The organism is Chitinophaga parva (assembly GCF_003071345.1).
GTDB classification, from domain to species: domain Bacteria; phylum Bacteroidota; class Bacteroidia; order Chitinophagales; family Chitinophagaceae; genus Chitinophaga; species Chitinophaga parva.
Window position 1 is genome coordinate 1,291,541 of record NZ_QCYK01000002.1, and the last position, 26,302, is coordinate 1,317,842.

At 51.5% G+C, this 26,302-nt stretch carries 20 protein-coding genes; 10 read left to right on the forward strand and 10 right to left on the reverse strand.

Features of this window, described 5'->3' with window-relative positions; all coding sequences use genetic code 11:
* The first annotated feature begins 27 nt into the window (after nt 1-27).
* The 3 genes from DCC81_RS15600 to DCC81_RS15610 all read left to right on the forward strand — a co-directional run bounded on the left by DCC81_RS15600 (nt 28) and on the right by DCC81_RS15610 (nt 3,645).
* Nucleotides 28-1,131, forward strand: a complete 1,104-nt coding sequence (locus tag DCC81_RS15600; RefSeq protein ID WP_108687529.1) for an HlyD family secretion protein — start codon at nt 28-30, stop codon at nt 1,129-1,131.
* A 129-nt stretch (nt 1,132-1,260) separates the two neighbouring features.
* Nucleotides 1,261-2,835, forward strand: coding sequence for an MDR family MFS transporter (locus DCC81_RS15605; protein ID WP_108688270.1), 1,575 nt, complete (start codon nt 1,261-1,263; stop codon nt 2,833-2,835).
* Between the two features lie 261 nt (nt 2,836-3,096).
* Nucleotides 3,097-3,645: a hypothetical protein gene (locus DCC81_RS15610; protein WP_108687530.1), complete on the forward strand. Its 549-nt coding sequence runs from the start codon at nt 3,097-3,099 to the stop codon at nt 3,643-3,645.
* Nucleotides 3,646-3,723: 78 nt separating this feature from the next.
* Here DCC81_RS15610 and DCC81_RS15615 read toward each other — a convergent pair whose 3' ends face one another.
* Nucleotides 3,724-4,101 carry a VOC family protein gene (locus DCC81_RS15615; RefSeq protein WP_108687531.1) on the reverse strand — a complete coding sequence of 126 codons (378 nt, stop codon included), beginning with the start codon at nt 4,099-4,101 and terminating at the stop codon, nt 3,724-3,726.
* Between the two features lie 314 nt (nt 4,102-4,415).
* Between DCC81_RS15615 and DCC81_RS15620 the strand changes: the two genes are divergently transcribed.
* Both DCC81_RS15620 and DCC81_RS15625 read left to right on the forward strand, forming a co-directional pair.
* Nucleotides 4,416-7,670, forward strand: coding sequence for a TonB-dependent receptor (locus DCC81_RS15620; RefSeq protein ID WP_108687532.1), 3,255 nt, complete (start codon nt 4,416-4,418; stop codon nt 7,668-7,670).
* Nucleotides 7,671-7,800: 130 nt separating this feature from the next.
* Nucleotides 7,801-8,607: a dienelactone hydrolase family protein gene (locus DCC81_RS15625; protein WP_108687533.1), complete on the forward strand. Its 807-nt coding sequence runs from the start codon at nt 7,801-7,803 to the stop codon at nt 8,605-8,607.
* Between the two features lie 89 nt (nt 8,608-8,696).
* On the opposite strand, the gene DCC81_RS15630 is transcribed toward DCC81_RS15625, so the two are convergent.
* On the reverse strand, nt 8,697-9,164 hold the full coding sequence (locus DCC81_RS15630) for a hypothetical protein (protein WP_108687534.1): 468 nt from the start codon (nt 9,162-9,164) through the stop codon (nt 8,697-8,699).
* 369 nt (nt 9,165-9,533) lie between these two features.
* Between DCC81_RS15630 and DCC81_RS15635 the strand changes: the two genes are divergently transcribed.
* Nucleotides 9,534-10,169 carry a hypothetical protein gene (locus DCC81_RS15635; protein ID WP_133177679.1) on the forward strand — a complete coding sequence of 212 codons (636 nt, stop codon included), beginning with the start codon at nt 9,534-9,536 and terminating at the stop codon, nt 10,167-10,169.
* A 78-nt stretch (nt 10,170-10,247) separates the two neighbouring features.
* On the opposite strand, the gene DCC81_RS15640 is transcribed toward DCC81_RS15635, so the two are convergent.
* Complete coding sequence (locus tag DCC81_RS15640) at nt 10,248-11,072, reverse strand: mechanosensitive ion channel family protein (protein ID WP_108687536.1); 825 nt, start codon at nt 11,070-11,072, stop codon at nt 10,248-10,250.
* A gap of 237 nt (nt 11,073-11,309) precedes the next feature.
* Between DCC81_RS15640 and DCC81_RS15645 the strand changes: the two genes are divergently transcribed.
* A complete protein-coding gene (locus DCC81_RS15645) occupies nt 11,310-11,918 on the forward strand; it encodes a D-glycero-alpha-D-manno-heptose-1,7-bisphosphate 7-phosphatase (RefSeq protein ID WP_108687537.1) in 609 nt (202 codons plus the stop codon).
* Between the two features lie 127 nt (nt 11,919-12,045).
* Here DCC81_RS15645 and DCC81_RS15650 read toward each other — a convergent pair whose 3' ends face one another.
* The 3 genes from DCC81_RS15650 to DCC81_RS15660 form a co-directional block, all read right to left on the reverse strand.
* The gene (locus tag DCC81_RS15650) at nt 12,046-13,098 is read right to left on the reverse strand and encodes a hypothetical protein (RefSeq protein ID WP_108687538.1); all 1,053 of its coding nucleotides are present in this window, start codon (nt 13,096-13,098) and stop codon (nt 12,046-12,048) included.
* Nucleotides 13,099-13,332: 234 nt separating this feature from the next.
* Complete coding sequence (locus tag DCC81_RS15655; protein ID WP_108687539.1) at nt 13,333-16,263, reverse strand: FAD-binding and (Fe-S)-binding domain-containing protein; 2,931 nt, start codon at nt 16,261-16,263, stop codon at nt 13,333-13,335.
* 235 nt (nt 16,264-16,498) lie between these two features.
* Nucleotides 16,499-17,410 (reverse strand): DUF72 domain-containing protein, encoded by a 912-nt coding sequence (locus DCC81_RS15660; protein WP_108687540.1) that lies wholly within the window; start codon nt 17,408-17,410, stop codon nt 16,499-16,501.
* 478 nt (nt 17,411-17,888) lie between these two features.
* Between DCC81_RS15660 and DCC81_RS15665 the strand changes: the two genes are divergently transcribed.
* The 3 genes from DCC81_RS15665 (at nt 17,889) to DCC81_RS15675 (ending at nt 22,124) form a co-directional block, all read left to right on the forward strand.
* On the forward strand, nt 17,889-19,304 hold the full coding sequence (locus DCC81_RS15665; RefSeq protein ID WP_108687541.1) for a glycogen synthase: 1,416 nt from the start codon (nt 17,889-17,891) through the stop codon (nt 19,302-19,304).
* 6 nt (nt 19,305-19,310) lie between these two features.
* The gene (locus DCC81_RS15670) at nt 19,311-20,588 is read left to right on the forward strand and encodes a glucose-1-phosphate adenylyltransferase (RefSeq protein WP_108687542.1); all 1,278 of its coding nucleotides are present in this window, start codon (nt 19,311-19,313) and stop codon (nt 20,586-20,588) included.
* A 66-nt stretch (nt 20,589-20,654) separates the two neighbouring features.
* On the forward strand, nt 20,655-22,124 hold the full coding sequence (locus DCC81_RS15675; protein ID WP_108687543.1) for a glycoside hydrolase family 130 protein: 1,470 nt from the start codon (nt 20,655-20,657) through the stop codon (nt 22,122-22,124).
* Nucleotides 22,125-22,150: 26 nt separating this feature from the next.
* On the opposite strand, the gene DCC81_RS15680 is transcribed toward DCC81_RS15675, so the two are convergent.
* The 4 genes from DCC81_RS15680 to DCC81_RS15695 form a co-directional block, all read right to left on the reverse strand.
* Nucleotides 22,151-23,065, reverse strand: a complete 915-nt coding sequence (locus DCC81_RS15680; protein ID WP_108687544.1) for a helix-turn-helix domain-containing protein — start codon at nt 23,063-23,065, stop codon at nt 22,151-22,153.
* A 20-nt stretch (nt 23,066-23,085) separates the two neighbouring features.
* Entirely contained in the window at nt 23,086-23,823 is a 738-nt protein-coding gene (locus tag DCC81_RS15685; RefSeq protein ID WP_108687545.1) for an SDR family oxidoreductase, read from the reverse strand.
* Between the two features lie 22 nt (nt 23,824-23,845).
* Nucleotides 23,846-24,823, reverse strand: coding sequence for an aldo/keto reductase (locus DCC81_RS15690; RefSeq protein ID WP_108687546.1), 978 nt, complete (start codon nt 24,821-24,823; stop codon nt 23,846-23,848).
* A gap of 242 nt (nt 24,824-25,065) precedes the next feature.
* Nucleotides 25,066-26,070: a glycosyltransferase family 4 protein gene (locus DCC81_RS15695; protein WP_108687547.1), complete on the reverse strand. Its 1,005-nt coding sequence runs from the start codon at nt 26,068-26,070 to the stop codon at nt 25,066-25,068.
* Nucleotides 26,071-26,302: the final 232 nt, after the last annotated feature.

Here is a 26,302-nt window from a genome sequence, read left to right on the forward strand (position 1 = left end):
CACCTTTCAATATAAAAACTGCTTTATATGGAAAATAAAGAAACAAAAGTGGAAGAAACGCCAAAGAAAAGTAACAAACGCTTCATCATAGTATTAGCCGTACTGGTGCTTGCCGGTGGTAGCTTCGGTATAACCAAGTACATCCACAGCCAGCACCACGAAGAAACCGATGATGCCCAGGTTGAGGCAAACATCAGCCCCGTTATCCCGCGCATCAGCGGTTACATCACCGAAGTGCGGGTACAGGATAACCAGCGTGTGAAAAAAGGGGATACCCTGCTGGTGCTGGACAACCGTGATGAACTGATCAAAGTAGAGCAGGCCAAGGCAGCCCTGCAGGCCGCCCAGAGCGGGTTGGCAGTATCTGAGGCTGCTGCGGAAGCCGCGAAGATCGGTATCAACTCCACCGAAGCAAACGTGAAAGTGGTAGACGCACAGATCGAAGCCGCCAAGGTAACCCTGTGGAGGGCCAACCAGGACTACGAGCGCTATGCAAACCTGATCAAGGACCACTCCATCACCCAGCAACAGTTTGAGCAGGCTGAAGCTGCCAAACAAAGCGCAGAACGCCAGCTGGAAGTGCTGCAGAGCCAACGCAAACAGGCCTCCAGCCAGACCACTACCGTGAGCTCCCAAACCAAGACCACCATCAACCAGGTGCCGGTACAACAGGCCACCATCCAGCAGCGCCAGGCAGACCTGGACAATGCTAACCTGAACCTGTCTTACACTGTGATCACCGCCGCTACAGACGGTATCCTGAGCAAGACCAACATACAGGTAGGCCAGTATGTACAGCAGGGCCAGGCCCTCTTTAACCTGGTGCTGGACGAAGCGCCGTGGGTGATCGCTAACTTCAAAGAAACACAGCTCACTAAAATGCAGATCGGCCAGAAGGTAATGGTAAAAGTGGATGCTTATCCCAACCATGAATTTGAAGCCAAGCTCACTTCCTTCTCACCCGCAACCGGTGCCCGCTTTGCCCTGCTGCCTCCGGATAATGCTTCCGGCAACTTCGTAAAAGTGGTACAGCGCCTGCCCGTGAAAGTAGAATTTGTTGATACCAAGGACGAACGCATCAAGAACCTGCGCCCTGGTATGAACGTGAATGTGGACGTGCACTTAGACTAATTTCCACAAAGGCACGCGGCGCATGCCGTTAGCTTTTAGCAGTCAGGATGTAACAGCTTGGATAAAGACTATTAAAATTGTTTGCTAAAGGCTAACGGCCTGGCACGCAGTGCTTTTAAACATAAACGTATGCAACAAGAATCATTGGTAGAATACGGCTTCCGCCGCGTGATCATCACGATCACGGCCGTATTGTGCGCACTGTTAGAGATCGTGGATACGACCATTGTAAACGTTGCGCTCAATAATATCAAGGGTAACATGGGAGCTACGCTCACCGAAGTAAGCTGGGTGGTAACCGCCTATGCTATCGGTAACGTGATCGTGGTGCCGCTCACCAGCTGGCTTTCCCAGCAGTTTGGCCGGCGCAATTATTTTGCGGCATCTATCGTGCTCTTTACTATTTGCTCCTTCCTTTGCGGTAACGCGCATACCATGCCGGAGCTGGTATTATTCCGCTTCCTCCAGGGGGTGGGCGGTGGTGCCTTGCTGGTAACCTCCCAAACGCTCATCACGGAAGCTTATCCGCCCGAAAAACGTGGTATGGCCCAGGCCATCTATGGGATGGGCGTGATCGTAGGCCCCACCCTGGGCCCTCCTTTGGGTGGCTTTATCGTGGATAACTACGACTGGCCTTATATATTTTACATCAACATCCCGCTGGGCGTAATTGCAACCCTGTTTACCCTGGAGTTTGTAAAGAGCCCGAAATACGGGGCCAAGACAGCGATCAAGGACGTAGACTGGTGGGGCATTGTGTGGCTGGCCATGTTTGTAGGCTCCCTCCAGTTTGTGCTGGAACGCGGGCAGGACGAAGACTGGTTCTCCTCAGAGCTCATCGTGATCTTCTCCATCTTATCGTTCTTCGGTTTCTTCTTCTTCCTGTGGCGGGAAATGACCTTCCGCAATCCCATCGTAAACCTGAAGGTATTGGGTAACGGTAACCTGCGTATTGGTACTATCCTGTCCTTTATCCTGGGTTTCGGGTTGTACGGATCTACCTTCATCATCCCGCTGTACACCCAGGCTACCCTGGGGTGGACCGCGCAGCAATCCGGCCTGCTCATGCTCCCGGCATCGCTGGTAACGGCCTTCATGATGCCCGTGGTAGGACAGTTGCTACAACGGGGTGCCAAGCAACAATACATGGTGGCCTTCGGGATGCTCACCTTTTTTGTTTACAGCTTCTGGGGCTATAAGATCATTACCCCGGATACCGGTGCAGATGCCTTTTTCTGGATGCTGGTAGTACGTGGTCTGGGCCTGGCCTTCCTGTTCATTCCCATCACCATGCTCTCCCTGTCTACCCTTAAAGGCAAGCAGATCGGGGAAGGCGCCGCCTTTACCGGTATGATGCGCCAGCTGGGTGGTTCCTTCGGGGTGGCGCTGATCACCACCTACATTGCCCGTGATACACAGGCGCACCGCGTGAACCTGCTGAGCCACGTAACAGTGGACAATGCCGCCGCCGCAGCCCGTATTAACGGGGGCCAGGCCAACTTTATAGCGCATGGTTCCGCAGTGAATACCGCCTTCCTGAAATCACTGGAAAGCATTGAATATGCGGTGATGAAGCAGGCTACCGTTATGTCTTACATGGACGTGTTCCTGTACCTAGGTATCATGTTCCTCATCTGCATTCCCTTTGTACTCATGGTGAAAGCCTCCGCGGGTGCCAAGGTAGATGCATCCAACATGCACTAAACAAGCGTAAAACCCGGTACGGTAAAGGATCTTTAACAATAGTAAGGATGAAAGGCCAATAGCAGTTACCCGTCAATACACACATTTTTACCGTACTGGATTTACTATACTGAAAGCGGGCGTACCGGATACCGGTGCGCCCGCTTTTTTTTATACGTAAGGAGGATGGTTATTATGTGTTGTAACATCTACTGGCCTATTGGGAAATCATTTATTTTATTGTAAATTTATCCTGACCACGTTAATCAAATTCCCTCCCAAATGCTGCAAACGCTCACTTATCAGACAGCTGCGTTACAGGACAACTATTCCATTTTAAATGAAGCAGTGCAGATCGGTAAAGTGTATAAAACGGAATGGCTGGGCTGGACCATGGACGCCCATATAGCGGGGCGCCGGTTTAAATTCAGTAAATCAGGATTGTTTACCCGGGTCATCCACATTGAGGATAAGGCCACCCGGAGCAGCCTTGGCAGGCTCCTGATCAAGCCGCTTTTCCGCTGGGTGCCCCGCGCCATCCTGGAGCTGGAAGACGGCAACACTTACCGATGGCTGAACAGCCGCCTGCTGGGTGCCGACTGGCAGTGGCGGCAACACCACCGGATCGTAATGAGTGCAAAAGAGCCCTGGCAACTCACCGGGGCAAACGGCAGCGTACTGGTAAGGGCCAGCGTGCCGGAAAAAGAATTGCTTTTATCCCTGGGGCTGATGCTGCGCAATGACCATGCCCGCCGTTCCATTTTCGGGCTGCTGATGGGAGCCGCTATTGCCGGCCTGGGTGCCCTGACCCGACCGCTGATGAGCCATTGACACAACCTTACGTACCATTCCACGAGCACCAGGAGCACCATGGCCCGGAGCAAATAACTGTAGCGCGTCCATCTTTTCTTATTCATCTGCCGCAAACGTGAGCACATATCCATCCGTATCAATGATGGTGAACTCCGTAGCGCCGTAAAATGTTTTTTCCAGGCCTTTGAGCACGGTAACTCTGCTTTTGATGGTCTCGAAGAAATGTGTCACCTCGTCCCGTTTAATGTATAGCAACAGGGAGCCGCCGGTCTTGTCCCGCTGGATTTCCGGGAGGTCTCTGCCCAGGCTTTCCAGCGTTTGCAGCATAATGGTCACCGGGCCGCTGGCCAGCATGACCCAGTGGTACGGCGTGGACTCTGGCACACTCATTACTTTCTCAAATCCCAGTTGCTCATAAAAGGCAATGCTCTGGTGGATGTCGCGGACAAACAGGTTGGGGGAGAGGCTTTGCATAACATGATCCTTTTGCAGGAACAATATAATATTTTCCGGCGCACCGGCCAGCCGGGAGCGCCGGAATAACGCGCCATTAACCCTTTTGTTAACCTGCCAAAAGTTTAGCGCAAGGCATGATTTATAGATAATTAATTTCAGTAATGTATTAAAAGTAACACGAAAAAATTAACATTTGCTTATGCTTCCGGTTGCTATATTTTCAACTTAATTCATTGATTTACAATGCTGTTTTTCCAATGTTAACTTTTTAATAATGTTCACGTAACAATTCCTTAACAGTGTGAAAGTAGGTTTGCGAAAATTTTACGCACGTGAACAAGTTTTACGCAGTACTTGTAGTAATCGCAAGTTTCTTTTTCTTCACACCTTCGGTTAACGCGCAGGTAACTACTTCCCAGCTTACGGGTAAAGTAGTAAGCGCCAAGGGTGAAAGTCTTCCCGGTGTTACCATTATTATCGTAAACACCGCCACCGGGGCCAAAGCCGGCGCCACCACGAACGCTGACGGCCGTTACATTATCACCAACCTGAATCCCGGTGGTCCTTACAATCTCTCTGTAACTTATGTTGGCTACCAGAAACAGGATCGCCCTGAACTGAACCTGTCTCTCGGTGGTACCACGATGAACTTCACCCTGAATGAAGAATCTACTGCCCTGAAGGAACTGGTGGTTACCGGTAAATCCGCTCCCCGCGGTTCCGGCACCAAGATCAACCAGGAGCAGATCCGCAACCTGCCTTCTGCCAACCGCAGCCTGCAGGACATGACCCGCACTACGCCGCAAAGCAATAACAACTCCTTCCTGGGTACTAACTTCCGTTATAACAACGTAACGCTGGATGGTGCCATCAATAATGATGCTATCGGTTTCAGCCCCTCCCTGGGTGGCCAGACCAACGCTTCCGGCCAGCCGGGCAGCTCTACCCGTACCAACCCCGTATCCCTGGATGCGGTGCAGGACATCCAGGTACTGCTGGCTCCCTACGACGTGAAGATCGGTAACTTCCTGGGTGGTTCTATCAACGCCGTAACCCGTAGCGGTACCAATACCTTCCACGGTTCTGTGTATGGTTTTGGCCGTACGGCTGGTTTCATTGGTAAGAACAACGCCGGTGACGGTTCCAAAGAACCTTCTGACTTCCATGATTACCAGGCTGGTATCCGCCTCGGTTTCCCCATCATCAAGAACAAACTGTTCTTCTTCACCAATGAAGAAATCACCCGCCGCGTGGATCCCGTGATCCTGGGCGCTGGTTCCAAAGATATTGGTCAGCTGATGACGCTGTCTGACGCACAGGCCATCACGGATCACATGAAAACTGCTTACGGTGTGGATCCCGGTACTTACGGCAATTCCAGCATTTATTCCAACTCCAACAAGTTCTTTAACCGCGTTGACTGGAATATCAGTGAAAAGCACCAGCTGGCCATCCGTAACAACTATATCCACTCTGAGGCTACTAACCTGGAGCGCGACCAGCAGAACTTCCGTTTCAAAGGCATTGATTACGTGCAGACCAACAACCAGAACTCTACCGTTGCTGAACTGAAGAGCCGCTTTAACAGCGTGATCTCCAACAACCTGGTACTGGGTTATTCTGACATCCACGATTATCGCACGCCTACTTCCAACCCGGCCCTGCCCCAGATCCAGATCGCTGGCCCTAACGGTTCCGGTACCATCTTCCTGGGTACAGACCGTGAAGCGGCTATCTTCAACATGAAGCAGAAAACCGCCGAGGTGACTGATAACGTGACCCTGTTCAAAGGCAATCATACCTGGACTATCGGGACCCACAACGAATTCTACAACATCAGCTACGGTTTCGTAAACTCCTGGAACGGTCGTGTAGACTACGCTTCTGTAGCAGACTTCCTGGCTAATAACCCGAACCGTGTACGTGGTAACTATAACTACACCAACAACACCCGTGATTATATCATGGACAACCCGCCAGCCAAGTTCAAAGTGAACCTGTTCAGCCTCTATGGCCAGGACGAAATCGCCCTGACGAACAAGTTCCGCCTGACCCTGGGCCTGCGCTTCGACTACACCGATATTCCCAACAAGCAGCCGCTGAGCGACAAGACCACTGGTGCGCCTGTGGACCAGTACTATGGTAACACCTTCACTTACACCAAGCCGAAAGACATCCGCAACGATTTCATGAACAATGTGCAGGTGTCTCCCCGCGTAGGTTTCAACTACGACATCAATGGCGACCAGAGCGCTATCCTGCGTGGTGGTACCGGCCTGTTTACCGGCCGTATCCCCTTCGCCTGGATGGGTTATGCTTACTACAACAACGGTGTAACGTATGGTGCATATGACAACAAATCTTCCGCCAAGCCTTTCGTACCCGGTACAGACCCGATCCGTGATGCGATCACGGATGCTGGTAAAGGTGTGATCGGCGAAGCTAACTTTGCCGCCAAGCAAGGAGTGAATGTAAATGATGCTACCGGCGCTACGCAGGTGGATATGATCGACAACAACTTCAAAATGCCGCAGGCATGGAGAAGCAGCCTGGCCTTTGATTATAGCACCCAGGATGGCTGGAAATTCACGGTAGAAGGTATCTACACCAAAGTGATCTACGACCTGAAATTCCAACAGGTGAACGTACCCGACAACCCAATTTATTATTCTTACGATACCAAGCACCAGCAGCCGATCTGGCAGAATGGTGGTAAGATCAACCCTAAGTTTACCAACGCTTACCTGCTGAGTAACACCAAGGAAGGCTACCGCTACAGCATTACCGGCCAGGTACAGAAGTCTTTCCCCTTCGGCCTGAACGTGATGGCAGCTTACACCTATGGACAAGCAAAGGATATTGCAAACGGTATCCGCAACTCCATGGAGTCTAACTGGCAGCTGAACGCGGCCCTGAACCCGAACAACCCCGGCCTGGCTTACTCCAACTTTGACATCCGTCACCGCATTGTGGCTACCGCCAACTACAAGCTGGACTGGTCCAACAAACATAAATTCGTTTCTAACTTCACCCTGTTCTTCAACACCGCTTCCGGCCTGCCTTACACGTACGGCTTCCAGAACGCAACCGTGCAGAATACCGCACAACAGGTGAGCCTGGCTTACATCCCGAAGAAAGGCGAAGAACAACGGATCGTTCCTGATGCTGCACAGGCAGCCGCCTTCTCTACCTTTATCGACAACGATAAATACCTGAAGACCCGCCGTGGCCAGTTCACCGAACGTAATGGTGCCCGCACCCCGTGGAACACTTCCCTGGACTTCCGCTTTGCACAGGACTTCCACATCCAGGCTGGCAAGGTGAAACACACCATCACCCTGACTTACGACATCGTGAACCTGACCAACCTGCTGAACAAGAACTGGGGCTGGCAGTATTTCTCTCCCAACACCTACAACTCTACCGGCAGCGTGGGTCTGACCGCACTGAAACCCGCTTACGTTACAGATCCGACCACCGGTGCCGAAACGCCCCAGTACAAATGGGGTAAGCCGCTGGCTCCGTACTCCCGCGACCTGTTCAACAGCCGTTACCAGATGCAGCTGGGCCTGCGTTACAGCTTCTGATCTTAGCTAAGGCTGAAAACATAACTAACACGCACGATTAAAAGCGCGGTCTTCGAAAGAGGGCCGCGTTTTTTTATGGGCACTGGGGCGAATTGGTTATTTTTATCGTGAACAGAAAAACGAGACCGCTATGCTAAAAATGCTTGCCCTGGCCGCACTGGTGGGCCTTACCGGGAGCGCCGCCGCCCAGGACCTGAATGGTAAAGAAGTAGTATACCATGCCGGTTCCGCCACGCTGAAAGGCTATTTTGTAAGCGCCGCGCTGCAACAAAAAAGGCCAGGCGTAGTGATCCTGCCGGCGTGGATGGGCCCTACCGCCTTCTCCAAAAAAGTGGCGGACCTGCTGGGTACTTACGGCTACAACGCCCTGGTGGCAGACATTTACGGGGATGGGCAGGTGCTCTCTGATACAAAGACGGCCGCGGAGAAATCCGGTTATTACAAAAAGAATTATGCGGAATACCAGCTACGCATTAAAGCCGCCATTGATGCCCTGGTGGCGCAAGGTGCAGATGCCAATAACATTGCGGTGATCGGCTATTGCTTTGGCGGTACCGGCGCCCTGGAGGCGGCCCGTGCAGACCTGCCCGTAAAGGGAGTGGTAAGTTTTCACGGAGGCCTTACCCGCGATACCACGCGCACCGTGACCCCGGTGATGACCCGCGTGCTGGTGCTGCATGGCGATGCAGACCAGACCATGACCCATGCGGATGTGGAGAACTTCCGCCAGGAAATGCGCGACAGTAAAGCAGACTGGCAGATGGATATTTATGCGGATGCCCCGCACGGCTTCACAGAGCCGGGGTCCAAAGCATACAACGAGGCCGCTGCCCGCCGCTCCTGGGTGGCCATGGGCAACTTCCTGGATGAGATCTTTGGAACACAGCGAAGCGTGCCCTGGCGATATACACTGGCAGATGCCAATGCCGGCAAATAAGCAGCAACCATTTTCTCATAAAATAAAAGCGACCCGGTGTGAACCAGGTCGCTTTTATCGTTAAACACAAATCAACTATTCCATTCAGCTTAAGGCTTGGTAGCGGTGCTGTCTTTTTTTGCTTTGTGTTTCTTGCCGGAAGTATCTGCTACTGCCTTCAGGGATGCAGTGTCCTTGATGATCTTGAAGGTAGCAGTGTCCTTGGCAAAGGAAGCAGTGTCTTTACGGAAAGCGGCGGTGTCCTTTGTGAAGGCAGCCGTGTCGCGCGCAAAGGATGCAGTGTCTCTCAGGAAGAATGCAGCAGTGTCTTTCTTGAATGCAGCGGTGTCCATTTTAAAGGCCGCGGTGTCCATCTTGAAAGCAGCGGTGTCGTTCTTAAAGGAGGCCGTGTCCATCTTGAACGCTGCCTTGTCCATCATGGATGCGGTGTCAACGGACGCCAGCGAATCAACTTTCATAAAGCCGGCATGTTTGCCTGCGCTGGAAGCCATAGCAGTTGCAGTGGCAAAGAAAGCAAACGCTCCCAGTGCGGCGATGGTCATTTTCTTTGTTTTCATGGTTAAAAATTTTGAAGGTGAATGATGGTTTTTCAATTCATGTTCGTCTGAGACAATATTCTTGCCGAAAATCCCGGCGTTGTGATTTGATAATCATAGTGCTAAAACCCTGTGCGCTTTTCAGAACGACGGGTTAAAACAGTTTGTCTGCGCGCTAAATTTTTTACGCTGACGTTTTTAGATATTGAAATTTTTATACTGCGTGCTAAACACACTTTCATATGTTCATACAAATAGTCTACTAAAATGATGATGTAAGTGGAATGGCTGTAACCCGCTGTGGATAAGCTTTTCAGCGGACACATTTAAAGAGGATGGCATATTAGTTGACGTTGATTTAAAAAAATGTTAAAACTAAAAACCATCAAGATGCATCGTTTCACTATTTTTCAAATGCGTTATGTGCTGGTGCCACTGGCAGGTTTTGTCATGGCATGCAATTCTCCTGTGACAAAACACAATGATCAGCAAACACCCGCCCAGGGCGTGCCACCCGCTGCAGCCGGCGATTCCAGTTGGTCCAGTGGGACTCCTGACAATGAGAACGTGACCCAAAAACTCACCTTTAACAGGGAAGACTATACGATAAAAGCCATGGGCACCCGCCTCGCGGTGGTGATCACGGCGCCGGGGAAGCAACTGCCGGATAGTGTTTCCCAGCCGGGCTTTACCGGCATCCTGTATAATGCGGCCATTGCAGACCTGGACCATGATCACCAGCCGGAGATCTACGCCTTCACCCGATCCGGTGGCCAGGATAATTATCGCAGCGTGTTTGCCCTCGCGATGCGCAGTGGGAGGTCTTACCCCATTAAATTCACTGACCTTTCACCTGCCACCAATGGCTACGCAGGCCAGGATACCTTTTACATAGACAATGCGCAGCGCCGCCTCGTCCGCCAGTATCCGGTTACAGACAGCAGCAGCAAACGCGTTACCAACGCCACGCGCACAATAAAATACAGCCTGGTGCGGAATGGGGACATGTATGAGTTAAAGCCATAGTTGTAAAAGGCCTGGGCGCTGCAAAGCATGCGGAGGGCTGCACCTCTGCGCAGTCTTCCGCTACGCACCGTGCAATTTTTACAGCATTTCTTTGTTCTTCAATACCGCTGTTACTTTCATCACCACATCATGGCGTAGCATGCGGAGGGCTTCTACGGAGGGCTGGTCTGTCCAGATGTTGATCTGGAGTTTGAGGTTGGTACCGTCTATGTCTGTAAAGACCACCTGTGGCGCTTTTTCAGCGGAGAGGTGGGCTTCGCTCCTGATGGCATCCTGGATGAGGGAGATCACCGTGCCGGGATCATTTTTGGCAACGGGTACCACCAGGTTGATCTCTATTTTACGGTTGGTGGAGAGGGTGTGGTTGATAATAGGTTTTTGGAAGATCTCTTTGTTAGGGATGTTGAGGTAGAGACCGTCAAAGGTGCGCAGGATGGTGGAGCGCAATTGTATATCTTCTACGTTGCCCACAAAGCCGTTGGTCTCTATGACATGGCCTACTTCAAATGGTTTGCGCAGGCCAATGAAAATGCCGGAAATAAAATTGGCGGTGAGGTCCTGGAAAGCAAAGCCCAGTGCCAGTCCGATGATGCCGGCGCCTGCCAGCAGGGAGCTGACCGTTTTTTCCAGCTGCAATACCTGCAGGGCCATGAACAAGCCTACGAACAGTACCAGCATATAGGCGATACTGGAAAACAGGCTGGACAAGGCCTCTGCATGGGCCAGCCCATGCACGATCCTGTATGTGATCTTACGGACCAGGCGGGCCACGAAAAAGAAAACCACGAGTACAATAACGGCAATCACAAAGTTGGGCAGCATGCGCACAAAACTGACCAGCCACCGGTTCAGCTTATCTAATATAAGGTAGGTCCAGCTTACATATTCATTGGCAAGAAACATGATTTCAATTTTGGGATGGAGGCACAATGATCAAGCCAAGGTCAACGGTAAGATGGGGCTGGCCGGTGTGGTGAACGTGGAAGCACGATGCGGGGCACTGCGTCTACAATGCAGCCGGGACGCTGCTTTGCGCCGGGAGGAGTGTATGTTTTGGATTTATTATTGTGGTAGGAAGGATTACCGACAAATGTTGCTGTGCATACCACAACTACCAGATCCTTTAGAAAAACATACAATATGCGTAAAGCTATATTTCTCGATAAAGATGGTACACTGATCTATGATGTGCCTTATAATGCCGACCCGGAAAAGATCTTCCTGCAGGAAAAACTGGTGCACGGGCTCCGTAAGCTCCAGGCTGCCGGTTACCTGCTGGTGGTGGTCACAAACCAGGCCGGTGTGGCCCATGGCCATTTCCCGGAACATCATTTAAAAGGTGTACGTGCTAAGATAGAGTCCCTGCTGTATGAGCAGGGCATCGTGCTGGATGGATTTTACTACTGCCCGCACCACCCGGAAGGGCGCATGGTGCAATACGCTTACGCCTGTGAGTGTCGCAAACCCCTGCCTGGCCTGTTTTTGCAGGCAGCCAGGGAAATGAATATAGACCTGGGTAACTCCTGGGCCCTGGGCGACATCCTCAACGACGTGGAAGCAGGCAACCGTGCTGGCTGCAGTACCATCCTCATTAACAACGGGAATGAAACGGAGTGGCATACCACCGGGTATGGCCGCACACCGGATCATATTACCCGCTCCATCAACGAAGCGGCAAGCATTATTCTACAGCCCGAAGGGTTCCATATCACGGAAAACCGTTGGGACCGGCCGTCCATGTACCTGTAATGCAAGTTGCTTCCATAAAGGAACGCCGCAGTCCTTCGGGATGGCGGCGTTCCTGTTTTGCGGGGAAAGGCGCCTTCATTGATGAGAATGGGCGTGTTTATTTACAGGAATAAACATTCACCGGTTATCACGAAACCGGCAGGCGGGGTGATTTTTCGCGGCGCTTGAATTTTTCCAGTTGCCGGCCCAGCAGCCAGAAAGACACCGCCATGATGCCGAAGAACAGGCCTTTGTGGGTAACGTCCCAGAGGTATTCAAAGTAGCGTGTGTACAGGTCCACCAGGAGGAACACTACGCCCATATCCCGCAGGGGCGTGTCTTTGAGACGCACGCCCAGTACGATGGCGCCTGCGCACACGATGGAGTAGAAGATCACCCACCAGATAAACTGCAACTGGCGCACGGCCTGCCAATGCTCCCAGGTGGCACTGTTGCCAAAAATGGAGATCAGCCAGCCGGCCACCAGTACCAGCAGCCAGCCACCGTACCATAATAATTGCTTGGTATTTTCCGGCACCTTGCTTACGCGCACCGGCCAGGCCACCAGCAGCAATAAAGCGCCCAGGGGTAGTATGCGCACCGGCAGGTTCATGCCCAGGAAATAGGGGGCTGGCTTTGTGGTAAAATAGGTCACATTCACGTACCCCGGCACTAGGCAGAGCAAGGCGGCAATGCCCAGCAGTGGTGAATCCAGCGCCACGGAAATAACCCCGTAAATGATGCCCGCCAGTAACCAGAAGATGCCATAATTCCCCCCAATATAATCCAGCCCTTTACCCGTGTATACAACGGCCACGCCTATACTGAGAATGGGCAATACCCAATACAACTCCTGGTCGAATGAAAAGGCGCCATAGCGCCGGTGGCGGCGCTGCCCGTGGTAACACAGGAAAGCCGACAGCAAAGCAAAGAGCACGGCCACGACACCATTGTTCAGCGAGAATTTTTTACGGAGAATTTCTATCCATTTTTCATCCAGCACCAGCGAGCCAAAGGCCATGAGGGCGCAGGAAATGGCAGCAATAAAGATATACATGCCAATGGCCTGCCAGTCAGTGTTCTTCACCTGGTAACTGGCTTCCAGTTCTTTTACCTGCGCTTCGGAAATGAGCTGGGAAGTGCCCCAGTACTGGATAGCCTGGTGCAGGAGGTATGCTTGTTTCTTATCAACGGATAACATGGTCAGACGGTTAGATTGACAGATTGTGAGTTGTCTATGCCAGTGCAGCGGCATTGCTCTTCCTGTTGCGGTATAGCGTGTTGGTACAGTCCGTTGCCCATAAAATACAACAATCCGGCCAGACTCACCACTGATCGCGCTATCAGGAACTGCCATCCGGGAACCTGATAACCCGGCACCAGCAGGCTGTTAACCAGCACGCTGACCATTTGTCAATCTAACCATTCAACTGTTTTAACCATTTAGCAGCGCCTCAAACAACACCTCTACCGGGTGCAGCGCTTTGCGGCCGGTGCCGTCTTTTACCTGGTGGCGGCAGCTGGTACCGGGAGCGGCGATGATGGCGCTTTCCGCGGCGTTGCGCACCGCAGGGAAGAGCACCAGCTCACCGATCTGCATGGAAATGTCGTAGTGCTCTTTTTCGTAGCCGAAAGAGCCTGCCATGCCGCAGCAGCCGCTCGGGATCACGTCCACGGAGTAGTTGGCCGGGAGGGAGAGGATTTTCTTGCTGTACGCTACAGACGATAACGCTTTTTGCTGGCAGTGGCCGTGCAGCTTCACCTGGCGGGCTTCGCCGGTAAATTGTTCCGGCTTGATGCGTCCTGCGTCGGCCTGTGCGGCCAGGAACTCATCCACCAGGAACACGTTGGGCGCCAGCGCCTGCGCGGTGGTACGCAGGTTTTCGTGCACCAGGTCCGGGTATTCATCGCGGAAACTCAGGATGGCGGAGGGTTCTATGCCCAGCAGGGGCGTGTTGCCGGAAATGAGGGAGGAAAACAGCTGTACGTTGGTCTCCGCCAGGGTGCGGGCTTTGCGCAGCAGGCCTTTCGACATGTAGGCACGGCCACTTTCCGGGTGGTCCACCATCTTCACATCATAACCCAGTGCATCCAGCAGCTGTATGGCTTTGATGCCTATTTCCGTATCGTTATAGTTCGTGAATTCATCGCAGAAAACGTAGACCTGCTGCAGGTAGGCTTTCTGTCTGCGCTGTGGCAGGAAATTTTTTTGATACCAGTTGCGCAGGGTGGTCCTGTACAGCGCCGGCAGGGAGCGTTCTTTGGCAAAGCCGGAGAAGCCTTTGATCATGCGGCCCATGGCATTATCGCCGGTTACGGCATTGTAAATGCCGGGTGCGATGGCCGCCAGCCCGTTCAGTTTTGCAATGTTGCCGATCATGCGGGCGCGCAGGGGCACGCCGTTGGCATCGTAATAATGCTGGAGAAATTCCATTTTCAGTTTGGCCATATCCACGTTTGACGGGCACTCCGACTTACAGCCCTTGCAGGCCAGGCAGAGGTCCAGCACTTCGTAGATCTCCTGGTGGTCAAACTTATTTTCCTTGGTGGAGTGGGTGAGGAACTCGCGCAGGATATTGGCGCGGGCGCGGGTGGTATCTTTCTCATTGCGGGTGGCCATGTAGCTGGGGCACATGGTACCGCCGCTGAGCTGTGTTTTGCGGCAGTCGCCGGAACCGTTGCACTGCTCCGCGTGCTGGAGCAGGGTTTGGTTAGGGAAGTGGAAGATGGTCCTGAGGTCCGGCGCTTTTTGCCCGGGCGTGTAGCGCAGCATGCTGTTCATGCTGGGAGTGTCCACGATCTTGTTGGGATTGAAGACCTGCTTTGGGTCCCACAGTTGTTTGATCTCGCGGAGCAGCTGGTAGTTCTTTTCACCCACCATCTGGCGGATAAATTCCCCGCGCAGGCGGCCATCGCCATGCTCGCCGGAAAGGGAGCCTTTGTATTTTTTAACGAGGGTGGCAATTTCTGTTGCGATGGTGCGGAACAACTGGTTGCCTTCTTCCGTTTTCAGGTTAATGATGGGGCGCAGGTGGATCTCCCCGCTGCCGGCGTGTGCATAGTGCACAGCGTAAAGGCCGTACTTGCCCAGGATCTCGTTGAAGTCGCGGATGTAGGCGGGCAGGTCTTCCACGTCTACCGCGGTGTCTTCGATCACGGGCACGGCTTTTTCATCGCCGGGCAGGTTGCTGAGCAGTCCCAGGCCAGCCTTGCGGAGGGTCCAGATCTTCTTGGTATCATCGCCAAAAAGGAGGGGAAAGTGGTATCCCAGCCCGGCCGCTTCCAGTGCGGCTTTCAGCTCATTGGCAACGGCGGTGATCTCCTCGCGGGTATTGCGCTGGAACTCTACCACCAGGATAGCGCCGGGATCGCCTTGCACAAAAAAGCGGTTTTTACTTTGTTCAATATTATCCTTGGTGCACTCCAGTATAAAATGATCCATCAGCTCAGACGCGCTGGGTTTGTACTGCATGGCAATGATATTGGCGCGCAGCGACTCATCTATATTATGGAAGTGCACGCAGAGCAGGCCTGTTTCCTTAGGCGGCAGCTCGTTCACATGCAGTTTTATTTCGGTGATAAAGGCCAGAGTACCTTCAGAACCGGCTATGAGCTTGCAGAAATTAAAATCTTCTGTGCCCGCGGTGAAGGGGGCGGTTTCTAGCAGCAGGTCCACCGCGTAGCCGGTGTTGCGCCGGTTGATGCTTTTCCGTGGAAATTCCCGGCGGATCTCCTCCTGGGTGGCGTGGTTGCTGAGCAGGCGGCGGGTTTCCTGGTAAATGCTGGTTTCCAGGGAGGGGGCGGCTTCGCATTTGGCGTGGAACTGGTCCAGCGTAAGGTTGCCGAAGGTGACTTCACTGCCATCGCTGAGCAGGGCAGTGACTTCCAGCAGGTGGTCGCGGGTGCTGCCATACACTACGGAGTTGGAGCCGCAGGAGTTGTTGCCCACCATGCCGCCTATCATGGCCCGGTTGGCCGTGGAGGTTTCCGGGCCAAAGAACTTGCCGTGGGGCTTGAGGAACATATTCAGTTCATCGCGGATCACCCCGGGCTGCACGCGTACCCAGTTCTTTTCTTTATTAAAATCGATGATCCGGGTAAAGGTGCGGGACACATCCACGATGATGCCATTGCCCACTACCTGCCCGGCAAGGGAGGTGCCGGCGGTGCGGGGAATGAGGGACGTATGATGTTTATTGGCGAAGGCAATCAGTGTTTTCAGGTCTGCCACGTGGGCGGGAATGGCCACGGCCAGTGGCATTTCGCGGTAGGCGGAGGCGTCGGTGGCGTACAGGGTACGCATGGTATCATCTGTGTAGAGCGTGCCTTCCATTTCCCTGGAAAGGCCTTGCAGTGCTTCTTTCATCTCTTTTTTCCTTATCAGGCAGCCGGGTGCCGGCGCGTATCAGTTCGTGAAGCCCTAAAAATAATACAATCCTTCCGGGAATAAAAGTCTACCGGGTAAATAGGCAATACGGGGTGGGGCGAACGCGCGGGCGACCACGCGGGGCATGAAAACGCGGCCGGGGTTAAATGCCCCGGCCGGCCTTCTTCAACGGTTCTTATTGATGGGAATGTCAAAGCAGATCTCCACCGCACCCCTAAAACAATGTATTCCCGCCCTCGCTCACAAACTTTGGCTTCAGCAGTTCCACCTCCACAAATGGTTGCAGTTTGTCCACGAGGTAAACGGTCAGTTCCGGGGAGTAGGCCTCGTTGTGCATGTGCATGAAGAAGTACAGCTCCTGCAGGCCTTGTTGCAGCCAGTAGTGGATGCGGTTCACCCAGTCGTCCACCCGGGTATAGTCCGTGGGATGGAGGCTGTTGCCCACGTAGCGGATGAAGGTGCGGGGCACGGTGAGCTCCATGTGCAGGCAGTCCCGGCGGCCGGCGGCGTCTGTGATGATGGCGCCGGTATTGAGTTTGCGGAGGGTGTCAAAATATTCGCGGCGGATGGCCTCATCAGTGTACCAGTCCGGGTGGCGCACTTCTACAAACCAGCTCAGGTCTTTGGGAAGGGATTCCAGGTATTTGAAGAGGTTATCCCGCCGGTTGGGCGAAAACCGGTCGCTCAGCTGGAGGAAGATAGGGCCCAGGTGCTTGCCAAAGGCCATGACCCCTTCCAGGAAGGCATCTGTTTGCGGGCCCGTATTTATCAGCGTGCTGTAATGGCTGATGCTCTGGGGCACCTTGGGGCAGAAAACGAAATTCTTTCCCTTGGCCTTATCCGCCCATTTTTTAATTTCTTCCGGGCCATAGGTTTTATAATGGGTGGCATTGAGCTCAATGCTGTTGTAATGCTCCACGTAATGGTCCAGGAACTGGGCTTCCTTGGTCTTGGGCGGGTAGATCTTGCCCAGCCATTCCTTGCGCCCCCATTTGGCGCAGCCCAGGTACAGCTTGGGTTTCTTTACGGGCTTGCCTTTCAGCACGGCCTTGTTGAACGCCGGTTCTGCCGGCAGTTTAAAATCAATGTCGTTCAGTGTTTCTTCCGGTACGCGGCCAAATTCCATGGGTTTAAGATTGTATGAAGTATCAGGTATGAAGAGCCGGGCATGGCGCAGGTATATGAGGTACCATGCCTGCCGTGCCAGGGGTAACGTACTTTGGGCTTAAAACCAGGCTGCGGGGGTGGGGGGCGGTGGCTTAGTGTAATTTGTACAACACCTTTTATACTATTTACATACCACTTAAAGCCTTACATTTATTTCCAAAGCCATTACCTTTACAAATATAAGCTAACCTGCCGCGCCACCACTATAAAACGTACACCTGGAAAGCAGGAACGCTCAAACGGAGCGATGACGGGCCCTTGCGCATAATACTTGCTCAGACTACTGCATACTTAATACCTTTTTTACCCGTTCTTTTTGGCAGGCACTTTGATTTGTGTGTTTTCCATCTTAACTTTTATGAACCGTATGTAAATGTCCCGTTGCTTCTTCCGGCACGCTTACAAGACCACCAGCATTCAATTTTTATTTATATAGCATGGAAATAATTCACGTCAGCGCAGAATGTTACCCGGTAGCCAAAGTAGGTGGGTTGGGTGATGTAGTGGGCGCCCTGCCCAAATACCAGCAGCAAGCCGGTTCCATTGCCAAGGTTGTACTCCCCGCTTACCGTACCCGCTTTGTGGAAACCCACGATTTTGAACAGGTACACCAGTCCGGCGTCTGGGTAGGCCAGCAATGGTATCACTTCAATGTTTTAAAGGAATCCTCCAATGAACTGGGCTTTGACCTGTACCTGGTAGAGATCCCCGACCTCTTTAACTCCGCCCGGGTGTACGGTGCCTGGAACGACACAGAGCGTTTCCTGGCTTTCCAGATAGCGGTGCTGGACTGGATCAATGACTGGGCCCATGTGCCGGACGTGATCCATTGCCATGATCACCACACCGGCCTCATTCCCTTTTTAATTAAACACGCTTACAAATACCACCGCATCAGCGGCATCCCCACGGTGCTCACTATCCACAATGCCCAGTACCAGGGCCAGTTTGGATGGGACCAGATGCACCGCCTGCCAGCCTTCGACCCGGCAAAGGGAGGCCTGATCGGGTGGAACAATGCCATTAATCCCCTGGCGGCCGCCATTAAGAACGCCTGGAAGGTGACCACCGTATCGCCCGGCTACATGCGGGAATTGTACTCCGATGCCAATGGCCTGGAGGACCTGCTGAATTATGAAAAAGGCAAAACTTCCGGCATTCTCAACGGGATAGACACCCAGGTATGGGACCCCGCTACGGACCCCATGATCACGGCCAATTATAAGGCGGCCAGCGTGACCAAGGGTAAGGAAGCCAACAAGCTGGCCCTTTGCGAAAAGTTTAACCTGGACCCCAAGTTGCCCCTGTTCTCCTTCATAGGCCGCCTGGTAGCCGATAAGGGCGCAGACCTGCTGCCCGATGTGGTGGGCCGCTCTTTGTATGAGCTGGAAGACAGGCTTAATTTCCTCGTGTTGGGTAGTGGAGACCCGCATATTGAGTGGATGCTGGAACAAACCCTGGCATTGAACCCCGAAGGTTTCAAATTATTTATCGGCTATAACGAAGCGCTCTCGCACCAGATCTACGCGGGTAGCGATTTTCTCCTGATGCCCTCCCGGGTGGAGCCTTGTGGCCTGAACCAGATGTATGCCCTGCGTTACGGGACCATTCCCATTGTGAGGGCCACCGGCGGGCTGCGCGACACAGTAACGGACTTTGGCGACAAGGACGGCAACGGCGTGCGCTTCCTGCATGCCAGCTCGCACGACGTAACGCATGCCATTGGCAGGGCGCTTGATCTGTATGCAGATGACAAGATGCACCAGAAAATGCGAAAGAATAACATGCTGATCGATCACTCCTGGGACAGATCCGCCCAGCAATACCTGGATCTCTATAACTCTTTAAAATAGTTCGTTATGTCAAATGCCGTAATTTCTCTCATCCTGGGTGGTGGAGCCGGTACCCGCCTGTTTCCCCTGACCCGCAGCCGCTCCAAGCCCGCTGTATCCGTGGCCGGTAAATATCGCCTGGTGGACATCCCTATCTCCAACTGCCTGAATGCCGACATGAACCGCATTTTTGTATTGACCCAATACAACTCTGCCTCACTCAACAAGCATATCAAGAACACTTACCACTTCAGCCACTTCAGTAAGGCATTTGTGGATATCCTGGCGGCAGAACAGACACCAGACAACCCTACCTGGTACCAGGGTACCGCCGACGCCGTACGCCAGTGCCTGCACCATATTGAGAACTACGATTTTGAATACATCCTCATCCTCTCCGGTGACCAGCTGTACCAGATGGACTTCCGCGATATGCTGCAGCACCATATTGAAAGTGAAGCACAGATCTCTATTGCCACCATCCCGGTAAATGCCAAGGATGCCAGCGATTTCGGGATCATGAAAACGGACGCCAATAACTATATCACCTCCTTCATTGAAAAGCCAAAGGGCGATGCCCGCAATGGCTGGGAGAGCGAAGTGAGCCCGGAAATGAAGGCAGAAGGCCGCGTGTACCTGGCTTCCATGGGTATTTACATCTTCAACCGCGATACCCTTTTTAATGAACTGATGACCCGGCAGGCCAATGCTACGGACTTTGGGAAAGAGATCATCCCGGATGCCATTTCCACACACAAAGTGGTAAGCTATCAATACGAAGGCTACTGGACCGACATTGGTAACATTCCTGCTTTCTTTGAGGCCAACCTGGAGCTTACCGATGACGTGCCCCGCTTTAACCTGTTTGACGCTACCCATACCATCTTTTCCCGTGCCCGCATGCTCCCCCCGGCCAAGATCAGCGGTACTACCCTGAATAAAACGGTGATCGCAGAAGGTTCCATCATTCTGGCAAAGAAATTGGAACGCTGCGTGGTGGGCATCCGTGCCCGCATAGGCAAGGATACGGAGATCTCCAACAGCTATATCATGGGGAATGATTTTTACCAGACGCTGGACGAGATCAACCGCTCCATTGCAGCCGGCAAGCCGCTGGTGGGTATTGGCGAACGTTGTGAGATCAATAATACCATCATCGACAAGAATTGCAGCATTGGCAACGATGTGAAGATCCTGGGCGGCCCCCACCTGGCCGATGGCGATTTTGAGAAATATACGATCAAGGAAGGCATCGTGGTGATCAAGAAAGGCGCCTTCCTGCCGGATGGCTTTGAACTAAAATAGACTTCCCGGAAACAGGCCATGGAGCTATGTTCCATGGCCTGTTGCTTTGCTATAAAACCCGAAGTTATGCGATTGTCAATTGAGCGACACTCAAACCGGATATCACCAGACCTGAAACGCGTAGTAGCCCGTTTTTTCTTTAACGGCGAAGCCCGCGCAAAAGCCATCATCCAGCGGGTGGTGTCTATGTCGGAACAGGAAATAGACATTGTGATCACCCCCATCCTGCGCGAGTTTTCCAAACGCCACCGCAATATTACCCGTGTTTTTGAAAGACATGCAGACAAGCTGAAGGTGCTCTTCCATGCCCTGGAGATCAATTATGACACCATGGACCTGAAAAGGCGGCTGCTCATAGGCTCTTACTTCACCAATGAATATTCCATAGAATCTGCTGCTTTTTTTAACCCCTCCCTCATCGAAGACGTGGACCAGAGCGGCCTGGAAGAAGGGGAGAAGCGGGTGATCCTGAGTTTCCGCGCCGTGGGCGAAGGCCATATTTCTTCCATTGCCTTCCGCCGTGGCATTATCAACAAGAATAACCAGATAGACCTGGTGCCTGCCGGCAACTACGTGGATGAAGCAGAAATTATCCGCAACGCGGAATACCAGAAAAGCAGTTTTTTCCAGAACGCCGTATCCATCAAACTACCGGACAGCGTGATGCAGGAAGTGCAGGACACCCTGGAAGAAAAATTTGATTACGTAGCATTAAAGCGGGCCATCCGCGACATGCAGCAGCGCTACCAGGAAGACCACTTGCTGAAGAAATCCCTGGAACGCCTGCTCTGGCTGGCAGATGCGTACTATGAATTAAATTTCTCCCTCGATACCGATATTTCCGACCGCGTGATTTTCCCTTATTCCGAAGCAGAAAGCCGGGGGATAGAAGATGCGCGTTTTGTGAAGTACACCAGTGAAGACGGGGATGTAAAATATTACGCCACCTACACGGCGTTTGACGGCATCACCATCCAGCCCAAGCTGATGATGACCCGCGATTTCTACAACTTCAAGATCATGCCGCTGTATGGAGAAGGCGCGCAGAACAAGAACCTGGCATTGTTTCCCCGCAAGATCAATGGCAAGTATGCAATGATCTCGCGTATAGATGGGTTCAATAATTACATCATGTACTCCGACCGTATTACAATCTGGGAAAACCCGCAGATCCTGCAAACGCCGAAGCACCCGTGGGAGTTTGTGCAGATCGGGAATTGCGGCAGCCCCATTGAAACACCGGAAGGGTGGCTGATGATCACGCATGGCGTAGGGCCTATGCGGACCTACTGCATTGGCGCCAGTTTGCTGGACCTGGATGACCCGACCATTGAGATAGGGCGTTTACGGGAGCCGTTGCTGATCCCGAATAAGGATGAGCGGGAAGGGTATGTGCCGAACGTGCTGTATTCATGCGGAAGCATGGTGCACAATGATGAACTGATCATCCCTTATGGGTTGTCGGATTATGCGTCTTCGTTTGCTACGGTGAACCTGCAGAATTTACTGGAGAAGATTAAGGAGGACGGAGTGTGACTATGTCATCCCTTATCCGTTGATTGTTAGTTAAACGACTGCCTGTATTCCAATGGCGAAAATTGCGTTTTGGTTTTGAAAAGTTTGCTGAAAGACTGCGGGTGCTCAAACCCCAGTTCGTAAGCAATTTCCGAAACAGATAAATTGGTCGTAGATAATTTTTCTTTCGCTTTTTCTATGATTGCGCTCTGGATATATTGTTGTGTATTCAATCCTGTTAATGAACGCAGCATGTCGCTTAAATAGCGTTGTGACAGGTTTAACTGCGTGCTGACATATTTAACGGACGGCAAGCCATCTTTCAAACTGTTTTCTTTTTCAAAATAGTCGCTTAAGAGCTTGTCCAGGGAAGTTAAGATATCGTGGTTGACCGCCTTCCTTGTAATGAATTGTCTATCGTAAAAACGATTGCTGTAATTCAGCAGTAATTCTATTTGAGAAACCAAAACGTCCTGGCTGAATTTGTCGATATTGGTGTTCAATTCATTGGCTATTGAAGCAAATAAACCGGCTATAATTTCCTTTTCTTTTGCCGATAAGAATAAGGCTTCTGAAACATTGTAGGAGAAAAATCCGTATTGATTTATTGTGTTCCCTAACGGGTAATTTCGTATAAAATCGGGATGAAAATACAAAACAGCCCCTTCATAATTTTCTGTATCTTCTGGTGGAATGACGACTTGTTTAGGCTTCAAAAATGCTAGTCCGCCCTCTTCAAAATCGTAATATCCTTGTCCGTATTTTATTTGTCCTTTAAATGTGGGCTTAAAGGAAATTTTATAAAAATCAAGACTTATTTTTTCCCCTTTTGGAAACATCTCAATCGGAATATTGTTGTAATCGAGCAATGCAATCAACGGGTGCAATGGGGCAGGAAGCCCCAATATTCGCACCAGTTGAGATATACTTTGAATATGATGTATGTTAGATGGCCGTTGCATTTTCCCGGTTACGGATTTAATCAGTTTTGTTTTGACGGACGAATAACAATGTCGCCAATTTCAACATCCTGGGGCTGGCTTATTGCATAAATTACGGCGTTGGCTATTGCAATGGGATCTATGGCAATTTGCTCCATACCTTGCTGAATGGCAGTTTTCATTTCCTTGTTCTTTATGTTGTTCGCAAAGTCCGTTTTTACAAACCCGGGCGAAATTCCTGTAATCCGTATGCTTCCGTCTGCCTCTTGCCGAAACGCTTCTGCAATAGTGCGAATGGCATTTTTGGTTCCTGCATAAACGCCTTGCATTGGCACAATCTTTATGCCTGCGGTAGAGATGATATTGACAATATGACCCGATTGTTGTTGTTTGAAAACCGGGATTGCAGCCGCCATTCCATACAAAACGCCTTTGAGGTTGATGTCGATCATTTCTTCCCAGCCGTCAATATCCAGTTCATCAATCCGGCTTAATTGACTGACACCTGCGTTGTTTACAATGACATCTAATTTCCCGTATTGTTCAACGGCCGTATTTACCAGCCGGACTAAATCGGCCTTGTTCTTTACATCAATTGTGATAAAGGTGGCTTCGCCGCCTTTACTTTTGATCTCTTCAACCAGTTGTTGTAATTGTTCTGTTCGTCTTGCGCCCAGAACAACTTTTGCTCCGTTCTTTGCTAATGCAATGGCAATTGCTTTTCCCATGCCACTGCTTGCGCCCGTAACGGCTACTACTTTTCCTGTAATATTTTGCATGCTCACACCTTGTTTTGCTTTATTATCTATCTATTTGCTTTGCCAGGACTTCGGGATAACGGTCGCCCACAAGTGGGATCGCATTTACCGTGGTGTTGATTTTTGCAAGCTCATCGGCTGTTAATACAACATTTATGCTGCTAATGTTTTCTTCCAGACGATGCAATTTGGTGGTGGCGGGTATGGGCGAAATGAACGGTTTTTGAGCCAGGAGCCAGGCCAATGCTAATTGCCCCAATGTAATGTTTTTTTGTTTGGCAATTTCAGAAAGTGCGTCCACCAGAACCTGATTGGCTTGTATGTTTTCTTCGCTGAAACGGGGCAGGATATTTCTGCGGTCAATATCCGCTAATTTTGTCTTTATAGTACCTGTGAGGAAGCCCTTGCCCAAAGGACTGAAAGGAACAAAGCCAATCCCTAACTCTTCTAGTGTTGGTATGATCTCCGCTTCGGGCTCACGCCAAAATAAAGAGTATTCACTTTGCAGTGCTGCTACAGGAAGAATTGAATGTGCCTTACGAATAGTTTTTACACCCGCTTCTGATAAGCCGAAATATTTTACTTTGCCTTCTTGTATCAGGTCTTTTACGGTTCCTGCCACATCTTCTATCGGAACATCAGGGTCAACCCTGTGCTGGTAAAGCAAATCAATGTGATCGGTTTTTAATCTTTTTAAAGATGCTTCGGCTACAGCTCTGATGGTTTCAGGCCTGCTGTCTAAACCTGCTACTGCGGTAGCGTTTTTACAACCAAATTTTGTTGCGATGACCACGTCTTTACGGAATGGCTGAAGTGCCTCGCCCACAATTTCTTCGTTGGTATAAGGCCCATAGGCTTCTGCGGTATCAAAAAATGTGACGCCTCTTTCAACGGCGCTGCGCAGTAGTGCTATTGCTTCCTTTTTCTCAATTCCTTTACCGTCCAAAAAGTTTAAACTCATACAACCAAAGCCCAGTGCGGAAACTTCTAACCCGTTATTTCCTAATTTTCTTTTTTGCATAACTTCTTTTTTAAATTGTTTTCCAGGCAGACTTAAATTTCAAGTACAAAATTCTTAATTGCCGCCCGATGAAAAGTAGCCGAATTGGTATTTGTTGTAGTTGAACCGGTATGCAAAAAAGGGACACACCCCGAATGGGGATTATTGTCTTTGGCTGAAATGCCTGTAAATTGAGAACAGCTATAAGGATAAGGATTTTCTTCAGGAACTATAACATTATACCAGGCGTTTAAAGAATGCCTTTACATTATCCGCCCATATACCTCCTCATACCCACTCACCATCCGCTCCACACTGAACCGCGCATAGGCGTGCTCGTTGCAATCGCTCCGCCGCACTTCCTTCAATAACAACACCGCATCCTTAGCCCCCTGCAGGTCCTCCACAAGAAAGCCTGTCTTCCCATGCAGGATCAGCTCCGGCATAGCCCCCCGCTTATATGCAATCACCGGCGTACCACACAACATGGCCTCCGCTACGCTCAGCCCAAACGGCTCCTCAAAATGAATGGGATGCAGCAACGCCTTTGCATTCCCTAATAACTCACTGCGCCGGGCCCCACCCACAGCCCCCAGGAAAACGATCTGTTCCCCATCAATGTAAGGTTTCAACTTTTCATTAAAATACGCTTCATCCTGCACAATGCCCGCAATCAGCAGCCGGTTCAAGGTTCCCAGCGCTATCTGTATCGCATCCAGCGTGCCCTTATCCGGGTGGATGCGGCCATAATACAGCAAATAGTCCTGGGGCTCCGGGTTAAATTGAAAATCTTCTGTACGTACACCGTTATACACCGTGGCCGCATAGTGCAGCAACGGGCTACGGTCTGCATTGCTGATGGAAACATAGTGGCAACGGTCATTATAGCGCTGGTACACCGGGATGATACGCTGTGAAGAAAACCCGTGAATGGTAGTGACCATCGGTGTATGGATCAGCCGCGAATAAGTAAGGGGCAAAAAATCAAAATGGTTATGCAATACCTCAAAACGTTCCGCCTGTTCCATAAAATGCCCGATATGCAGGCATTCCACCACCTTGGCATCTGCCTGCGGATCTTCTGCATACCCCGCCGGCACTACGGCTTCCAGGTGCCCTGATGTGATTGAATCGCCGGTGGCGAATAGTGTAACATCATGTCCCCGGGCTGTGAGGCCCTCCGCCAGGTTAGACGCCATCTGTTCCCAGGGGCCGTAATGCCGGGGCGGGGTGCGCCAGGCCACGGGTGCTAAAATTCCTATTTTCATGGGCTGTTATAATTTCCAGGTTCCGGGTTTCATAGCAAAACCTCCTCCAAAATGCCGTTAAAGGCGATGATCACCGGATAGGATCCATAGCAAAACATCCTCCAAAATGCCCCGGATGTCGTCATTCCCCAAACACCATCCTGACTTTATCATGTAAAAGCATCCCTTACCCATTAACCACCAGCCATCCAGGAATGAACTATCAAAAAAGATATTCTCTCCCCGCCCGGGC